This is a genomic window from Phycicoccus sp. DTK01 (genome assembly GCF_017312765.1).
Taxonomy (GTDB): domain Bacteria; phylum Actinomycetota; class Actinomycetes; order Actinomycetales; family Dermatophilaceae; genus Phycicoccus; species Phycicoccus jejuensis.
The window spans coordinates 85,592-102,165 of record NZ_BOPU01000005.1 but is presented as its reverse complement, the minus strand read 5'-3'; the positions used below and the strand labels follow the sequence as shown (position 1 = coordinate 102,165).

Annotated in this window: 15 protein-coding genes; 11 read left to right on the top strand and 4 right to left on the bottom strand. The window is 74.5% G+C overall.

The genetic code is table 11. From position 1 onward, the window contains the following. Positions 1–38: 38 nt before the first annotated feature. From J3473_RS12350 to J3473_RS12335, 4 genes are all read left to right on the top strand, one after another. Entirely contained in the window at positions 39–2,834 is a 2,796-nt protein-coding gene (locus J3473_RS12350) for a sugar-binding protein (protein ID WP_207023848.1), read from the top strand. Positions 2,835–3,137: 303 nt separating this feature from the next. Next, entirely contained in the window at positions 3,138–4,763 is a 1,626-nt protein-coding gene (locus J3473_RS12345) for an ABC-F family ATP-binding cassette domain-containing protein (protein WP_207023846.1), read from the top strand. Positions 4,764–4,796: 33 nt separating this feature from the next. Then, positions 4,797–4,952 carry a DUF2256 domain-containing protein gene (locus J3473_RS12340; protein WP_207023844.1) on the top strand — a complete coding sequence of 52 codons (156 nt, stop codon included), beginning with the start codon at positions 4,797–4,799 and terminating at the stop codon, positions 4,950–4,952. Beyond that, the gene (locus J3473_RS12335; protein ID WP_030527168.1) at positions 4,949–5,473 is read left to right on the top strand and encodes a metallophosphoesterase; all 525 of its coding nucleotides are present in this window, start codon (positions 4,949–4,951) and stop codon (positions 5,471–5,473) included. The genes J3473_RS12340 and J3473_RS12335 overlap by 4 nt, the downstream gene beginning before the upstream one ends. Before the next feature lie 123 nt (positions 5,474–5,596). Here the strand turns inward: J3473_RS12335 and J3473_RS12330 are convergent, their stop codons facing one another. Next, positions 5,597–6,661: a LacI family DNA-binding transcriptional regulator gene (locus J3473_RS12330; RefSeq protein WP_207023842.1), complete on the bottom strand. Its 1,065-nt coding sequence runs from the start codon at positions 6,659–6,661 to the stop codon at positions 5,597–5,599. Positions 6,662–6,754: 93 nt separating this feature from the next. Between J3473_RS12330 and J3473_RS12325 the strand changes: the two genes are divergently transcribed. Both J3473_RS12325 and J3473_RS12320 read left to right on the top strand, forming a co-directional pair. Next, positions 6,755–7,690 (top strand): dihydrodipicolinate synthase family protein, encoded by a 936-nt coding sequence (locus J3473_RS12325; protein WP_207023840.1) that lies wholly within the window; start codon positions 6,755–6,757, stop codon positions 7,688–7,690. A 137-nt stretch (positions 7,691–7,827) separates the two neighbouring features. After that, positions 7,828–9,111, top strand: a complete 1,284-nt coding sequence (locus J3473_RS12320) for an Nramp family divalent metal transporter (protein WP_207023837.1) — start codon at positions 7,828–7,830, stop codon at positions 9,109–9,111. Between the two features lie 116 nt (positions 9,112–9,227). On the opposite strand, the gene J3473_RS12315 is transcribed toward J3473_RS12320, so the two are convergent. Beyond that, positions 9,228–9,857, bottom strand: coding sequence for a peroxiredoxin (locus J3473_RS12315; RefSeq protein ID WP_030527169.1), 630 nt, complete (start codon positions 9,855–9,857; stop codon positions 9,228–9,230). Positions 9,858–10,047: 190 nt separating this feature from the next. Here J3473_RS12315 and J3473_RS12310 point away from each other — a divergent pair, with 190 nt between their 5' ends. After that, positions 10,048–10,578: a GNAT family N-acetyltransferase gene (locus J3473_RS12310; RefSeq protein ID WP_207023835.1), complete on the top strand. Its 531-nt coding sequence runs from the start codon at positions 10,048–10,050 to the stop codon at positions 10,576–10,578. Between the two features lie 60 nt (positions 10,579–10,638). After that, entirely contained in the window at positions 10,639–11,328 is a 690-nt protein-coding gene (locus tag J3473_RS12305) for a VOC family protein (RefSeq protein WP_207023832.1), read from the top strand. 40 nt (positions 11,329–11,368) lie between these two features. Here J3473_RS12305 and J3473_RS12300 read toward each other — a convergent pair whose 3' ends face one another. Both J3473_RS12300 and J3473_RS12295 read right to left on the bottom strand, forming a co-directional pair. Continuing rightward, the gene (locus J3473_RS12300; protein ID WP_030527172.1) at positions 11,369–12,775 is read right to left on the bottom strand and encodes an amino acid permease; all 1,407 of its coding nucleotides are present in this window, start codon (positions 12,773–12,775) and stop codon (positions 11,369–11,371) included. 57 nt (positions 12,776–12,832) lie between these two features. After that, a complete protein-coding gene (locus J3473_RS12295) occupies positions 12,833–13,804 on the bottom strand; it encodes a YafY family protein (RefSeq protein WP_207023830.1) in 972 nt (323 codons plus the stop codon). A 55-nt stretch (positions 13,805–13,859) separates the two neighbouring features. Here J3473_RS12295 and J3473_RS12290 point away from each other — a divergent pair, with 55 nt between their 5' ends. The 3 genes from J3473_RS12290 (at position 13,860) to J3473_RS12280 (ending at position 16,572) form a co-directional block, all read left to right on the top strand. Next, positions 13,860–14,435: a dienelactone hydrolase family protein gene (locus tag J3473_RS12290; protein WP_207023828.1), complete on the top strand. Its 576-nt coding sequence runs from the start codon at positions 13,860–13,862 to the stop codon at positions 14,433–14,435. Continuing rightward, the gene (locus J3473_RS12285; protein ID WP_207023826.1) at positions 14,432–15,010 is read left to right on the top strand and encodes a DUF664 domain-containing protein; all 579 of its coding nucleotides are present in this window, start codon (positions 14,432–14,434) and stop codon (positions 15,008–15,010) included. The genes J3473_RS12290 and J3473_RS12285 overlap by 4 nt, the downstream gene beginning before the upstream one ends. Before the next feature lie 137 nt (positions 15,011–15,147). Then, positions 15,148–16,572, top strand: a complete 1,425-nt coding sequence (locus tag J3473_RS12280) for an HNH endonuclease signature motif containing protein (RefSeq protein WP_207023824.1) — start codon at positions 15,148–15,150, stop codon at positions 16,570–16,572. The last annotated feature ends 2 nt before the right edge of the window (positions 16,573–16,574 follow it).

Genomic DNA, 16,574 nt, shown 5'->3' with positions numbered 1-16,574 from the left:
AGGGGATTCCGCACCACCGACAGGGATTGGGGTCAACGATGACCACGCACGTCAGCAGACCACGCGCGTCCGCGCGGAGGGTGGCGACGCTCGCCACCACCGTCGCGCTCGCGCTCACCGGGGCGGGGGCCGCCGCGGCGACCACGTCCGGTGACCACCACGGCGGAGGACACTCCTCGCGCCCGCCGACCTCGACGACGTCCGCCGGGAAGCCGGTCGACCTCGGGGCGCTGTTCATCGGCGCGCACCCCGACGACGAGGCCGGCTCGCTGTCGGCCTACGGGCAGTGGGGTCACGACAACCACCTGCGCACCGGCGTCGTCACCGTGACGCGCGGCGAGGGCGGCGGCAACGCGGTCGGCCCCGAGGAGGGCCCGCCGCTCGGCCTCCTGCGCGAGAAGGAGGAGCGCTCGGCCGTCGGTCGGGCGGGCATCACCGACATCTTCAACCTCGACGAGGTCGACTTCTACTACACCGTCAGCGACCCGCTGACCCAGGAGGTCTGGGACCACGACGAGGTCCTCGGCAAGGTCGTCCGGGTCATCCGCGAGACCCGCCCCGAGATCCTCTTCACGATGGACCCCGCGCCGTCTCCCGGCAACCACGGCAACCACCAGGAGGCCGCGCGCCTCGCGACCGAGGCCTTCGCGGCCGCGGGCGACCCGACGCGCTACCCGGAGCAGATCCGCACGGAGGGCCTGCGGCCGTTCTCGCCCGACAAGCTGATGATGCGCGGGTCGGCCACCGCCCCGACCGGTGAGCAGTGCATGGCGCAGCTCGCCCCGAAGGACCCGACCCAGACGGTCTACGGCGTGTGGGCCGGCGCCACCTCGCCGGACGGCCGCACCTGGGCCGCCGTCGAGCGCGACGCGCAGCGCCAGTACGCCTCCCAGGGCTGGGCCGGCTTCCCCGACGTGCCGACCGACCCGACGAAGATCGGCTGCGACGTCTTCCGCCAGGTCGACTCGCGCGTGCCGTTCGCCGAGCCGGGCACCGCTGCGGCGCAGCGCTCCTGGTCGGCGCTCGCCGGGTCCACGGTGCACGCACCGGGCACCGTCCCGCTGGGCACCGGCCTGCGCGTCGACACCGACCTCTTCGGTGTCCTGCCCGGCCGGTCGTTCGAGGCGACGGTCTCCGTCACGGCGCCCCGTCGCGCCCTGCCGGGTGCCTCCGTCCGGCTCGACCTGCCCGACGGCTGGACCGCGACCGGCCGACGTGACCTCGGCACCGTGAAGCCCGGGCGCACCGTCACCCGCACGTTCACGGTCACCCCGGCGGCCGACGCCGACGCCGGCCAGCGGGCGCGCGTCGCCGCCCGCCTCTCGACGAAGATCGGGTCCGGCTACTCGGACCGCGTCGTCGAGGTCGTCCCGACGGTCTCGGCGCGCCAGCAGCTGCTGCCGCAGGTCGCCGACTTCGAGCGGTGGGCCCCGGCGACGGCCGACGAGCCCCAGCTGAGCGGCACCGTCACGCCGGTCCTGCCCATCGCCTCCGGCAAGAGCCGTGAGGTGCGGGTCGACCTGCACAACAACGGCACCCGCCCGGATGCCGGCACGGTGGCCCTCGAGCTGCCCGACGGCTTCTCCGCCGAGCCGGCGAGCGCCGACTACGGGCCGCTGGCGGCCGGGGCGGACGGCAGCGTGACGTTCACCGTCACCAACACCGACGCCTCCCTCCCGACCTCCAACCAGGGCGGCACCCCCGGCGCCGCGGCCGGTGACTACGCCTACCGGATCGTCACGACGACCCGGGCGGGCACCTCGACGGCCGGTGGCGCCCTCGAGATCGTCCCGACGACGACGATCGAGGAGGCCTCCGCCGCACCGGTGGTCGACGGCACCGAGTCGCCGGGCGAGTACCCCGGTGAGGCCATCGACATCTCCCGCCTCTGGGAGGGGACGGCCTGCTCCTCGGCCGCCGACTGCTCGGCCACGGCGAAGGTCGCCTGGCACGAGGACACGCTCAACGTCCTCGTGCACGTGACCGACGACGTGCTCGGCACCCGGCTCGACACCGCGGACTGCAAGCGGCACTGGCGCACCGACTCGGTCGAGATCGCGATCGACCCGCGGGGCGACAGCGAGAACACGTCGACGACGTTCAAGGCAGCCGTCCTCCCCGCCACGGCGGAGGGTCCGGCGTGCGGCCTGCGCGACGCCGACAACCACCAGGGCCCGGCGGCCGAGACCGCTCCCGGCATGAAGGTGGCGTCGACGGTGAACGAGCCCTACGACGGCTACACCGTCGAGGTGTCCATCCCGATGTCGGAGCTCCCCGGCGCGGTCGACCCCGAGCACCTCGGGCTCGACCTGTTCGTCTACGACTCCGACACCCAGGACAAGACCGGCCAGACCCGCATCGGCTGGTCGACCTGGGGCGGCGTGCAGGGCGACCCGTACCGCTGGGGCGTCGCGACGCTGCCGGGCTACACCCCGCCGGCTGACCGTCCGACCGAAGCGCCGGAGCCGGTGATCCCGCGCACGGCGCTGTCCTCGCTCGACAGCCCGCCGTCGCTCGAGCAGGCGGTGCGCAACGACGTGCCGCTGGCCGGTGGCCCCGCGAGCACGCCGCAGCGCGCCGGATGGGTCGAGCGCGTCTCGACCTCGAAGGACACCGCGTGGGTCCGCCTGCACGCCAACGCCGCCGGGACGGCGCACGTCTACGTCGTCGACGGCAAGGGCACCATCGGGTCCCGCACCGTCACGATCGGCGGCGCCACCGAGCGCGGCATCACGGTCGACCTCGACCGGCGGGGCGGGAGCAACACCCGCGTCTACGTCGGCTGGCTCGACCGGGCCGGCGGCACGTTGGCGTCGATGGCCGGCCCCCGCTGACCCCCGCCCCATCGGAGTCGAGTGCGGACGTGGTTGCTCCGGCGGCCACTTCCGCACTCGACACCGGTGAGAACCCGCCACCCGCACCACCCATCGCGGGCTACACCGCAGTAAGTGTCGCCACAGCAGCAATGACTGCGGTGTAGCCCGCACCTGCGTCCGGGGGGCGAAGGGGACGAAAGTGGTTGCGACCATCCGGTGGCGCCGGGGTACCGTGGTCGGACCATGAAGCACTGACCCACGCCCTGCTCGCGCCCGAGGCACCGCCCGGCGAGCACGCAAGCACCACCGCGTGGAGTCCCCGTGCCAGCATCCTCCCCCCTCGTCGTCCGCGACCTGTCCTACGCCGTCGACGGCCGCCTCGTCCTCGACGGCGTCTCGCTCACCGTCCCGCCCGGCCATCGCGTCGGGCTCGTCGGCGAGAACGGCTCCGGCAAGTCGACGCTCCTCGCCTGCCTCGCCGGCCGGCTCGCCCCGACGTCGGGGTCGGCGGGCGTCCCCGACGACCTCGGGTACCTCCCGCAGGACTCCGGGCTCGACCCGTCCGCGACCGTCGGCGCCGTGCTGCGCGCGGCCCTCGCGCCGCTGCACCGCCTGGCCGCCGACGTCGAGCGGCTCGCCACCGACCTCGCCACGCGGCCGGACGACGCCACGACCTCGGCGGCCTACGACCACGCCCTGGCCCGGGCCGTCGCGCGCGACGCGTGGGACGCCGACCGCCGGGCCGAGGTGGCGGCGCACGCGCTCGGGCTGGAGCGCATCCCCCACGACCGGCTCGTCGCGCGGACGAGCGGCGGCGAGCGCGCCCGCCTCGCCCTCGCGGCGCTCCTCGTGCGCCGCCCGGACGCATTGCTCCTCGACGAGCCGACCAACCACCTCGACGACGCCGCGCTCGAGTTCCTCGAGTCCGAGCTTTCGTCGATGCCGGGAGCCGTGCTCGTCGCGAGCCACGACCGGGTGCTGCTCGAGCGGGCCTGCACCGGCGTCGTCGACCTCGACCCGCGCCACCGCGGCACGGACGGTGTCGGCGGGGCGTCCTGGACCGGCTCCTTCGCCGACTACCGGGCGGCGAAGGCGGCCGCCCGCCGGCGCTGGGAGGAGCAGTGGCTCGAGGAGCGCGAGCTCGTCGCGGACCTGCGCGAGCGGGCCGTCACCCGCGAGGGCGGCGTCGCCCACGGCCGGGGCCCGACCGACAACGACAAGTTCATCCACGCGTTCAAGGGCTCGCGCGTACAGACCGCCGCCCGCCGCCGGGCCAAGGACGCCGAGCGGCGCCTCGAGCGCATCGTCGCCGACCCCGTGCCGCGTCCCCCGGCGCGGCTGAGGCTGGACATCGACCTCGGCCGCGGGGGCGCGCCGTCCTCGGGCGTGCGGGTCCGCGACCTCCACGTGCCCGGACGCCTCCGGCTCGCGCGGCTCGACGTCGCGCCCGGCGAGCACCTGCTCGTCACCGGGCCCAACGGCTGCGGCAAGTCCACGCTGCTGCGCGCCCTCGAGGACGCCCCGCGGCACCGCGGCGTCGACGTCGGCGGCCGGGTGGCGCGCCTCGCGCAGGACACCGTCTTCGACGACCCGCGGCGCAGCCCCCAGCAGCTCGTCGCCGCGCAGCAGGGCCTCGCCGAGGACGACGCGCGGGCCGCGCTCCTGCCGCTCGGGCTCGTCCACCCGCGCGACGCCGCCCGCCCGGTCGGCGACCTCAGCCTCGGCCAGCAGCGACGCCTCGCCCTCGCCCTCGTCGTCCTGGACCGCCCGGACGTCCTCCTCCTCGACGAGCCGACGAACCACCTGTCGCTCACCCTCGTCGACGAGCTCGAGGAGGCGGTCGACGCGTCGCCGGCGACGGTGCTCGTCGCGTCGCACGACCGCTGGCTGCGGCGTCGATGGACCGCACGCGAGCTGCCGCTGTCCGCACGCGGCGACGTACGGTGAGGCGATGAGCCGCCGCCACGACCAGGACGCCCGATGGCGCGGATGACCCGCAAGGCCGACCTGCCGACCAAGGTCTGCGCGACGTGCGGCCGGCCGTTCGCCTGGCGCAAGAAGTGGGCCCGCGACTGGGACGAGGTGCGCTACTGCTCGGAGGCCTGCCGCCGCAACCGCCCGAAGGAAGACGCATGAGCCGCGAGCCCGGCACGCGGGTGCTGCTCATGAGCGACACCCACCTGCCCAAGCGGGCCAAGGACCTGCCGGCGCCGCTCTGGGACGCCGTCGAGGCGGCGGACCTCGTCGTGCACGCCGGCGACTGGGTCGACGAGGCGACGCTCGACGCCCTCGAGGCCCGCAGCGCCCGGCTGCTCGCCTGCTGGGGCAACAACGACGGCCCCGGCCTGCGGGCGCGGTTGCCCGAGGTCGCCCGCGCGACCATCGAGGGCGTGCGCGTCGCCGTCGTCCACGAGACCGGCCAGAAGCAGCGCCGCGAGGAGCGGATGCGCGTCACGTACCCGGACGTCGACCTGCTCGTGTTCGGGCACAGCCACATCCCGTGGGACACCGCGCAGGACGGCCTGCGGCTGCTCAACCCCGGCTCGCCGACCGACCGCCGGCGCCAGCCGGACTTCACGTGGATGACCCTGCGCCTGGCCGACGGCGGCATCCACGACGTGGAGCTCCACCGCCTCCCCCCGCACACCCCCGCCTGACCCCGGCGCCTCAACATTTCGGGGTCACCCCGAAATGTCCACGAGACCCCGGATCCGAACCGGGGTCTCGCGAACGAACCGGGGTCCCGAGCGGCCGGCGGTGCCCCACCTGACGGGACGGCGTCAGCGCAGCGGTCGGCCGCTGGAGGCCCGCGGGATGAGGGTCGGCATCGCCCGTCGGACCCCGCCGCGACCTCCGGGCGAGAGCAGCAGGTCGAGGGCCGTCGTCGCGATCTGGTCGAACGGGACGCGCACGGAGGTGATCGGCACCGAGAGGTTGGCGACGACCGGGGTGTCGTTGTAGCCGACGAGGGCGAGGTCCTCGCCGACGACCATCCGGCGCCGGTGCGCGACCGCCATCACGCCGAGGGCGAGGTTGTCGTTGGCGGCGAAGACGGCCGTCGGTCGGTCCGGGCCGGCGAACAGCCGCTCCGCCGCGGCGATGCCGTGCTCGGTCCGGTAGCCGTCGCCGACGACCCACCCCTCGGGCACCTCGACGCCCGCCTCCTCCAGGGCCCGCCGCGCCCCCCGCAGCCGGTCCCGGGCGCTCGAGGCGAACCCCGGCCCGGTGACGAGCCCGATGCGCTCGTGGCCGAGGTCCAGCAGGTGGCGGGTGGCGAGCCAGCCGCCCATCTCGTCGTCGCCGAGCGAGCTCGGGCTGACGTCGTCGGTCCGGATGACGAGGACGTGCGGGACGCCGGCGGTGCGCAGCCGCGCGGGGAGGTCGTCGTCGAGCCGGACCGAGGCGAGGACGAGCCCCTCGACGGTGCGGTCGAGGAGGGTCTCGACGGCCTCACGCTCGTCGTCGGGGTCGTCCCCGCTCGTCGTGACCACGGCGAAGAGGCCGCGGGCCCGGGCGGCGCGCTCGATCGCCTCGTAGACCATGGCCATGACGGCGTCGGTCAGCCGGGGCACGACGACGCCGATGGTGCCGGTGCTCCCCCGCCGCAGCGCCGAGGCGACGGTGTTGCGGCGGTAGCCCATCCGGTCGGCGACCTCGCGGACCCGCTGGGCGGTCGCGTTGCCGGAGCGGGGGGTGCGCTCGTCGAGGACGCGGCTGACCGTCGAGATGCTCACGCCGGCCTCGTCGGCGATGTCGCGCAGGGTGACGACGCGGCCGCGGGTTCCGGCCGCCGGGTCGAGCGCCGTCGCCCCGCGACCTGCGGATGCGACATCTCCCTCGGACATGTCTTGACAGTACCGCGCCGCGGGTGCATCGTTGCAATCGTTCTTGCAAACGTTCCCAGCAACGATTGCACCGCTCGACCGAAAGGGTCACCGATGACTCTCGACCTCCGGGGCCTGGTCCCCGCCCCCGTCACCCCGTTCACCCGCGACGGCGCCGTCGACGAGGCGGCCATCCACCGGCTCGGCGGCTGGCTCGCGTCCGTCGAGGGGGTCAAGGGCCTCGTCGTCCTCGGCCACGCCGGGGAGGGCACGTTCCTCACCCAGGACGAGCAGGCGCAGACCATCCGCGCCTTCCGCGAGGCCGTCGGCGACCGGCTGCCGATCATCGCCGGCATCACCGGCGAGGGCAGCACCGTGGCCGCGCTCGAGGCCCGCCGGGCCGTCGAGGCCGGCGCGTCGGCCGGCCTCGTCTACCCCTCGCACGGCTGGCTCCGCTTCGGCTTCCAGCCGGGCGCGCCGCAGGCCCGCTACCGCGAGATCTTCGAGACCAGCGGCCTGCCGCTCATCCTCTTCCAGTACCCGGACGCCACGAAGGCGAGCTACGACCTCGAGACCCAGATCGACATCGCGGGCCAGGAGGGGGTCTTCGCGACGAAGAACGGCGTGCGCAACATGCGCCGCTGGGACACCGAGATCCCCGCGCTGCGCGCCGCCCACCCGGACCTCCAGGTCCTCACCTGCCACGACGAGTACCTGCTCCACACGATGTTCGACGTCGACGGCGCGCTCGTCGGCTACGGCGGCCTCGCGCCCGAGCCCCTCGTCGAGCTCATCGCGGCCGGCAAGGCGCGCGACTACGCGGCGGCCCGCGCCATCCACGACCGGCTGCTGCCCGTGACGCGCACCGTCTACCACCGCGGCTCGCACATGGAGGGCACCGTCGCGCTCAAGGAGGGGCTCGTCGCCCGCGGCATCCTCGAGCACGCGACCGTCCGCTCGCCGCTGCTCCCGCTGGCCGACGGCGCGCACGCCGAGATCGCCGCCGCCCTCTCGAGCGCCGGGCTCACGCGCACCTCCGTGCCGGCCTGACCGCACACCCCTCCGGTGGCGGGACGGACCCCCGTCCCGCCACCCTCCCCACCGGCCGCAGTGGCTGAGACACTGCTGCCGGCGCACCACCCGGGTCAACGACGACCGGCGGCCGCGCCGCCAGAGGAGGTCTCGCGATGAGCGAGCGCACCGACACCAGCACCGCCCCGCGCCCGGCGACCGCCCCCGCGGCGCCGGACCACGACCAGCCGCGACGTCCGCGGCCCTTCCTCCGGCAGCTCGCCCTCGTCGGCCCGGCGTTCGTCGTGGGGGCCTGGCAGTTCGGGCCGGGCAACCTCACGACGGCCGTCCAGGCCGGCAGCGCCTACGGCTACACCCTCGTCTGGGTCATCGCCGTGTCGACGGTGCTCATGCTCGTCTACACCGACATGAGCGTGCGCCTCGGCATCCGGACGCCCGTCTCGCTCATCACCTCGATCAAGGAGCACCTCGGCCGCCCGACCGGCTGGGTCGCCGGCGTCGGCGTCTTCTGCATCACGCTGATGTTCTCCGTCGGCAACGCGGTCGGGTCGGGTCTCGGGCTGTCGATGGTCTTCGGCGGCAGGCCCGTGCTCTGGAGCATCCTCGCGACGGTCGCCGTCGCGCTGGTCCTGCTGGCGCGCAACGTCTACTCGGTCGTCGAGCGGATGCTCGTCGCGGTCGTCGCGCTCATGTCGGTCGGCTTCGTGACGAGCGCGTTCGTCGCCCGGCCGGACTGGGCACAGGCCGCCTACGGGCTCGTGCCCGAGCTGCCGGCCGGCAGCACCGTGCTCGTCGTGGCGCTCGTCGGGACGAACTTCTCCATCAACGCCGCCTTCTACACGGCGTACTGCACCCGCGAGCGTCGTCGCCGCGCGGCCGAGTACCGCGACGTCACCGTGGCCGACACCGTGCCGGGCATCGTCGCCCCCGGCATCATGACCGCACTCGTCATCGTCGTCGCGGCGGCCGTCCTCGGGGCGACCGGCGAGAAGGCGACGACGATCGTCGGCCTCGCCAAGGTCTTCGAGCCGCTCGGCGGGTCGGTGGGCGCGCTGCTCTTCGCGCTCGGGCTCTCGGGCGCCGCGTTCTCGTCGATGGTCGCCAACGCGACGGCCGGCGGGACGATGCTCTCGGACGCCCTGGGCCGCGGCCCGTCGTCCGGGTCGCCGACGGCCAAGGTCGTCACCGGCGCCATCCTCGCCTTCGGCCTCGCGACGACCCTGCTCTTCCAGGGCTCGCCGGTCGAGCTCATCGTCGTCGCGCAGTCGCTGACCGTCCTCGTGGCCCCGGTGCTCGGCGCGCTCATCCTCGTCATGAGCAACCGCCGCTCGCTCATGGGTGACCTGCGCAACCGGCCGTGGCAGAACGTCGTCGGGGCCATCGGGCTCGTGGCGATCATCGCCACGTCGGTGCGGCTGGCCACGACGCTCCTGTCCTGACCCGCCCTCTTCGGTGACCTCACCTTTTCGGGGTCACCCCGAAATGTCCACGAGACCCCGGCTCGGAGCCGGGGTCTCGTGGACGTTCTCGTGTCTCGGGCCGGACGGCCGCCGGCTCAGGCCGGGGCGTCGGCGAAGCGCAGGTAGGGCTTGACCTCGTCGACGTTCTCGAAGCGCTCGCGGGCGTCGTCGGTCGAGATCGTCGGGGCGACGATGACGCGGTCGCCCGGCTGCCACTCGGCCGGCGTCGAGACCGGGGCGGCGTCCGTCTGCTGGAGCGCGTCGAGGGCCCGGAGGATCTCGGTGAAGTTGCGCCCCACCGACTTCGGGTAGGTGATGGTCAGGCGCACCTTGTTGCCGGGGTCGACGAGGAAGACCGACCGCACGGTCGAGGTGTCACCCTCGCCGGGGTGGATCATGTCGTAGGCCTGCGCGACGGCGCGGTCCTGGTCGGCGATGATCGGGAAGTCGACCGCGACCCCGCCGACCTCGGCGATGTCCGGCACCCAGCGGCCGTGGTCCTCGACCGAGTCGACGGACACGGCGATCGGCTTGGCGTTGCGCGCGGCGAACTCCCCGGCGAGCGCCGCGGTCCGGCCGAGCTCGGTCGTGCAGACGGGCGTGAAGTCGGCCGGGTGGCTGAACAGCACGGCCCAAGCGCCGTCCTTCCACGCGTGGAAGCTGATCGGGCCGGCCGTCGAGTCGGCAGTGAAGTCGGGGGCGGTGTCGCCGAGGTGGAGGGACATCGATAACTCCTCGTTTGAAGATGGCTGACCACATGTTATCGATGGACCCCGCCGGTCGTCTCAGGTTGCCCGCACTCCGGACGCGCGAGGCCGGCAGATCGGACGCCGGGGTTGCTGCCGGACGACCCGGCGGCTGCGGGGACATCCGGCACGCGCCCGGCGCCGGCGCCTCGTCGCTAGGGTCGGCGCCGTGCGCACCCTCACCTCGGAGCGGCTCGTGCTGCGGCCCTGGGAGCCCGCCGACGCCGACTTCCTCCTCGACCTCGAGGGCCGTTGGGAGGTCGTCCGGCACCTCGGCGCGGCCCCGTCGACGATGACCTCGCGCGACGAGGCGCTGGCGTCGATCCACCGGCGGCGGGCCATCAGCGCGCACCACGTGCACGGCGTCTGGCTCGTCGCCGACCACGACGGGCGCCGGCTCGGCAACCTCCTCCTCAAGCCCGTGCCCCTGAGCACGGACGAACGGACGGACGGGCCTCCCGAGGTCGAGGTCGGCTGGCACCTGCACCCCGACGCCTGGGGCCACGGCTACGCCACCGAGGCGGCACGGATGATCCTCGACGACGCCTTCGCCCGGGGGCTGACCCGCGTCGTCGCCGTCGTCCACCCCGAGAACACCGCCTCGACGGCCGTGTGCCGGCGCCTGGGGATGCGCCACCTCGGCCCGAGCACCAGGTACATGGACGCCACGCTCGAGGTGTTCGAGCTCGTCGCTCCCTGACCCGGAGCCGCCCTCCCGGGGGCTGTCGTCCACGGCACATCGGGGCTAGGGTCGCCCGCCATGGACATGCTCGGGGGAGACGACATCGCCGCGGCCGCGCTCGACGACTGGCGCCGGCTGGCCCAGGGGCTGCACGCCCGCTACCGCGTCGACGACTTCGGGGCGGCCGCCCGCTTCGTCGCCGCCGTCGCCGAGGCGGGGGACGAGGTCGGCCACCACCCGCGCGTGGCGATCGCCCCGGGTGTCGTCGACCTCAAGCTGAGCACCGAGGACGCGATCTACCGCGAGGACGACGGCACCGAGCACGTCGTCGAGTGGATGACGCAGCAGGACGTCGACCTCGCCCGTCGCATCACCGAGGTCGCCGCCGCGCAGGGCCTCGCCCCCGACCCGGCCGCCGTCAGCGTGCTCGAGCTCGGCCTCGACACCCCCGACTCCGCGCGCGTCGCCCCGGTCTGGGCCGCGCTGCTCACCGGCGACCCTGCGAGCCGCGGCCGGGGCACGCCCGGCGACGAGGTGCGGGACGCCGCCCAGCGCATCCCCAACCTCTGGTTCGACGACCCCGCCGAGGAGCGCGCCGGGCAGCGCGTCCACGTGGAGGTCTACGTCGCCCCCGAGGCCGCCGGCCCGCGCATCGCCGCCGCCGTCGCCGCGGGCGCGACGGTCGTCGACGACAGCCAGGCTCCCCGGCTGGTCGTCCTCGCCGACCCGGACGGCAACCGCGGCGTCGTCTGCGCGCCCGGCGCCTGAGCCGGGCGCGCGGCGCCGACCGGCATCCCGGCGAACGGCCTCAGGCGCGGGCGGCCGGCTCGTCCTCGACGACCTCGCGCGCGTCCCCCGCGCGCCGCTGCCGGTAGACCCCGAGCGCGACGATGACCGCCGCCGACACGACCGAGAAGGCGATGGCCTGCTGCTGGCCGGGGTCGAAGGCCATGAGGCCGATGACGACGACGATGAACCCGATGACGACCATGGTCAGGCCGGGGAAGAGCCACATCCGCACCGGCGGCACCTCGTGCGACGCCCGCATCCGCCGGCCGAGGACGAGCTGGCTGACCGCGATCGACAGGTAGACGAACAGCGCGATGGCGCCCGACGTCGCGAGCAGGTAGCCGAAGATCTTGTCCGGCAGGACGTAGTTGCCGACGACCGCGAGGAAGCCGAGCACCATCGAGAGCAGGATGGCGACGACCGGCACGCCGCGGGCGTTGACCCGGCCGATGGCCTTCGGCGCGTCACCACGGGCCGCGAGCGAGAAGACCATCCGCGAGGCGGTGTAGAGCGCCGAGTTGAGGCAGGACGCGACGGCGGTGAGGACGACGACGTCCATGATGACCGGCGCTCCCGGGATGCCGATCGCCTCGAGCACCGTCTGGTACGAGCCGTTCTCGAGCCGGTTGTAGGGCACCAGCGAGACGATGACCGCGATCGAGCCGATGTAGAAGATGAAGATCCGCCAGATGACCGAGTTGACGGCCTTGGTGATCCCCTTGGCCGGGTCGGGCGACTCCGCCGCGGCGATCGTGACGATCTCGGTGCCCATGAACGAGAACATCGTCGTGAGCATCGCGGCGATGATGGCGCCCCCGCCGCCGGCGAAGAAGCCGTCGGGCTCCCAGAGCCGTGAGACGCCGCTGACCTCCGAGGTCGGCAGCAGGCCGAGGATGGCGAGCACGCCGAGCGCGATGAAGGCGATGATCGCGACGACCTTGACGAGCGCGAACCAGAACTCGAACTCGCCGTAGTTGCCGACCGACACGAGGTTGGTCCCGGTGAGCAGGATGGTCACGAGCAGCGCCCAGATCCACTGGTCGAGGCCGACCATCCGGCTGAGGATGTCCGCCGCCGCCGTCGCCTCGACGGGGATGACGAGCACCCAGAACCACCAGTAGAGCCACCCGACCGAGAAGCCCGCCCAGCGGCCGAGCGCGCGCTGGGAGTAGACCGAGAACGAGCCGGTGTCGGGGTTGGCCGTCGCCATCTCGCCGAGCATCCGCATGACGAGGACGACGAGGCTGCCGGCGAGGGCGTACGAGACGAGGACGGCGGGGCCGGCCTGCTCGATCGCGTTGGCGGAGCCGACGAACAGGCCGGCGCCGATCACCCCCGCGATCGAGATCATCGTGATGTGGCGGGGCTTGAGGCTCGTCCCGAGCTGGCTCTGGCCGCTCTGCGAGGTCTGGTCGGGCGTGGTCACCCGGACGTTCCTACCGCACGCCGGGGTGGCCCGCGCGCCGGAGGGTCCGGGCTTCTCTCAGGTCGTCGACGGGGCCGGCTCGGCGACGGCAGCGGCGAGCCGATCGGCCAGGGCGGCGACGGCCGCCCGCAGCTCCGGACCGGCGACGACCGTGAACGGCACCTGCAGCTGGGCGAGGTCGCTCGCGTACCCCGGCAGGTTGCTCGTCGTGCCGACCAGGCGGGTCCGGCCGGGGCCGTCGGCCTCCAGCCGCCCGAGGGTGCGTGGCACGTGGTCGAGACGCTCCGGGGGAAGGTCGATGACGACCTCGGTCGCGTGCTCCCATCCCGCGCCGAGGTGCTCCTCGAGGGAGGCGACGGGGTCGAGGTCGTCCGGCACCCGAAAGGTGGTGTCCAGCAGGTCGACACGGTGGACACGGTCGACCCGGTAGGTCCGCACCGACCCCGACCGCAGCGACCGGCAGAGCAGGTACCACCGCCCGTGCCGCACGACGACGGCCCACGGCTCGACGTCGGTCGTGAACTCGCGGCCGTTCTCGGAGCGGTAGTGCACGGTGACGCACCGGGTCTCGCTGCGCGCCCGCACGAGCGCGACGGTGGTCGCCGGGTCGGGCCGCGCGGCGCCGCGGTCGGGGGCCGCGGCGGTGGTGCGCCGCACGACGTCGGCCTGGTCGGCGACGTGCTGCGGCATCGCCCGCAGGAGCTTCGCCACCGCCACCCCCACCGGGTCGGTCGGGTCGGCCGCGGCGTGGTGGCCGTCGAGCACGGCCATGACGAGCCCGAGCGCCTCGGCGCTGCTGAAGACCAGCGGCGGCAGCCGCGTGCCCCGGCCGAGCCGGTAGCCACCGGCCGGCCCGCGCGTCGACTCCACCGGCACCTCGGCGTCGCGCAGGATGCCCACGTAGCGCCGGACCGCCCTCGCGGACACCCCGAGTCGCTCGGCGAGCCGCTCGGCGGTGATGCCCGGCTCGTCCTGGATCGCTTCCATCGTGATGAGGGCGCGGGCGGCCGGGCTGGTGTCGGGGCGCACGCCGCCATCCTCAACCGGACGCCGACCGTCCGCAACCGCCCCTACGGTGCTGCGCATGACCGAGATGCTGCTCCTCCACCACATCCAGGGCCTGACCCCCGGGGTCGTCGACCTCGCCGACCGCTTCCGCGCCGCCGGGCACACCGTGCACACGCCGGACCTGTTCGAGGGGCGCACCTTCGCGTCGATCGACGAGGGCGCGGCGTACGTCGGGTCGGTCGGCTTCGCGGAGATGCGGGCCCGGGGCGTCGCCGCCGCCGACGGGCTCGGTGACGGGTTCGTCGTCGCCGGCATCTCGCTCGGCGTCATGGCGGCCCAGCAGGTGGCGCAGAACACCCCCGGGGCCGCGGGAGCGCTGCTGTTCGAGGCGTTCGCCGACCCGTCGAACTTCGGCACGTGGCCCGACGGGCTCCCGGTGCAGGTGCACGGCATGGCCGACGACCCCTTCTTCGGCGCCGAGGGGGACGTCGACGCCGCGCGCGAGTTCGTCGAGGGTCGTTCCGGCGCAGAGCTCTTCGTCTACCCCGGCGACGTCCACCTGTTCGTCGACAGCTCCCTGCCGTCGTACGACGCGGACGCCACCGCGCTCGTCGTCGAGCGCTCGCTGGCGATGCTCGAGCGCATGCCGTGAGCCGTACCCCACCGCCGTGGGAGCCGCCGCTCGCCGGCTCCGAGGCCGACCAGCTGCTCGGGTCACTGGACCGGATGCGCGCCACGTTCCGGTACAAGGCGGACGGCCTCGACGCCGACGGGCTGCGCGCGACCATCCCCACGTCCACCCTCAGCCTCGGGGCGCTGCTCAAGCACCTCGCGACGGTCGAGGACTTCTACTCGACCCGACGCCTCTCCGGCGCACCAATGCCCGACGTCTGGGACGACAACGGCTGGGACGACGAGGACGACTGGGAGATGACCTCCGCCGCGTCCGACCCGCCGGAGGTGCTGTACGCGCTGTACGACGGTGCAGTGGAGCGCAACCGGGCCCTGGTGCGCGAGGCTGTGGATGCCCGGGGGCTCGACGGCGACGCGCACGCGGCGGACGAGGAGGGCCGGCACGCGAGCATCCGGCGGCTGTTGTTCGACCTCCTCGAGGAGTACGGACGGCACACCGGCCACGCCGACCTGCTCCGCGAGGCGGTGGACGGCCGGGTCGGTGAGGACCCGCCGGAGGACTGGCGTCCACCGGGTGGGGGCGCGTCGTCCTGAGCCCTCGCCCGGAGAGGGATCAGCATGGTGGTGGTGTGGCGAATGAGGTTGCCGTGCAACCAATTCAGCCCCTCTGGGCTCTTGTCAATCGGACGTGCGTTCGATAGGATCGGACCACTGAGGGGAGGGGGGAGCACATGGGCACCGACCGCAGGTCCGACGACCTCCTCGACGTGGTGCGCCGGGCGCGCTCGGCCCTCTCCACCGGGCGTTCGCACGGCACGCGGGTCGGGACCCGCGAGGCGCTGACGGCGACCCTCGGCGAGCTCCGGGCCCTCGTCGACGAGGCGACGGCACTGCAGGACGAGGTCCTCGTCGGCCTCGTGGCGCTCGATCCCGAGCGGGCCGAGGACGGCACCGTCCGCGAGATCCGGAAGGCCCCTGGGCACGTGGCGCTCGACGCCCCGGCCATCGTCTCCGGCGTCCTGTGCCTCTCGGCCATCGCCGCCGAGCAGCGGGTCCGGGACGCCGTGCGACGGGCCGCCGACGGCCCCGAGGGCACGCCGACGGAGACCGGGCTCGGCGGCCTGCACGAGGCGATGGGTCAGGGCCGCCTCGACGCGTCCCGCGCGCACGTCGTCGCCGCCGAGCTCGAGGAGTGCCCGGCGGACGTCCGCCGAGCGGTCGTGGCGTCCCTCGACGAGTGGTTCGAGCGGGAGGACGCCACCCGGCTGCGCCGACGCGTCCGCCGCCTGCTCGCGACGATCGACCCCGACCTCCTGCGGCAGCGCGCCGAGCGTGCCCGCTCCGCGACGGGTCTGCGCCGCTGGGTCGACGAGCCGGGGGTCGACACGTGGCTGGGGACCTTCCCCAGCGAGGAGGCGCGCGGCGCGTGGGCGGCGATCGACGCGCTCGCGCAGCGCTACGTCGACGACGGGACGTGCGCGCGCATCGACCGGGCCCGGGCCCGCGCGCTCACCGACCTCGTGCTCCGGCAGGCCACCGTCAGCACCACCGTCGTCGAGCACGACGCCCACCCGGTCACCGGCGCCCTCCTCGACGCCGGCGACGCGCTGGCGACCACCGCCCACCGGCCGGGTGCGGCCCTTGCGGCCCTGGTCCGCGCGCGGGACGGGCACTGCCGCTTCCCCGGGTGCTCCGTCGCGGCCCGCTGGTGCGACCTCGACCACGTCGCGCCCTGGCCCGCCGGCCCGACCAGCGCCCTCAACCTCGTCTGTCTCTGCCGCCGCCACCACCGGACCAAGCAGCGGCCCGGATGGCGCACGCGGCTGGACCCGGACGGCACCTACACCGTCACCGACCCCACCGGGCGGGTCCGCAGGACCGACCCGCCCGACCACCTCCGGGACCGGCCGCCGCGGGACCTCCCGGCCCCCGACGACCTCGCCGCCCCACCGGGCGAACCCCGGCTCACCGTTCCGGACGGTCCGCACAGCGACCTCGAGCACGCGCTCGAGTCGCGCCTCGGCGGCGACTGCTGGGGACGAGCGCCCTGCCGGGTCGAGGTCCACCGCCCGAGCCGGCGGTTCACCGTCGCACCGACCGGCGACCATCCGCCTCGGCGACCTCCGACCCGGTGGCCCGACACCCCTCCCTTCTGACC

Coding starts and splice junctions, on each gene's coding strand:
- J3473_RS12350 (WP_207023848.1), top strand. CDS start 39: ATGACCACGCACGTCAGCAGACCACGCGCGTCCGCGCGGAGGGTGGCG.
- J3473_RS12340 (WP_207023844.1), top strand. CDS start 4,797: ATGGCGCGGATGACCCGCAAGGCCGACCTGCCGACCAAGGTCTGCGCG.
- J3473_RS12335 (WP_030527168.1), top strand. CDS start 4,949: ATGAGCCGCGAGCCCGGCACGCGGGTGCTGCTCATGAGCGACACCCAC.
- J3473_RS12330 (WP_207023842.1), bottom strand. CDS start 6,661: ATGTCCGAGGGAGATGTCGCATCCGCAGGTCGCGGGGCGACGGCGCTC.
- J3473_RS12325 (WP_207023840.1), top strand. CDS start 6,755: ATGACTCTCGACCTCCGGGGCCTGGTCCCCGCCCCCGTCACCCCGTTC.
- J3473_RS12320 (WP_207023837.1), top strand. CDS start 7,828: ATGAGCGAGCGCACCGACACCAGCACCGCCCCGCGCCCGGCGACCGCC.
- J3473_RS12315 (WP_030527169.1), bottom strand. CDS start 9,857: ATGTCCCTCCACCTCGGCGACACCGCCCCCGACTTCACTGCCGACTCG.
- J3473_RS12305 (WP_207023832.1), top strand. CDS start 10,639: ATGGACATGCTCGGGGGAGACGACATCGCCGCGGCCGCGCTCGACGAC.
- J3473_RS12290 (WP_207023828.1), top strand. CDS start 13,860: ATGACCGAGATGCTGCTCCTCCACCACATCCAGGGCCTGACCCCCGGG.
- J3473_RS12280 (WP_207023824.1), top strand. CDS start 15,148: ATGGGCACCGACCGCAGGTCCGACGACCTCCTCGACGTGGTGCGCCGG.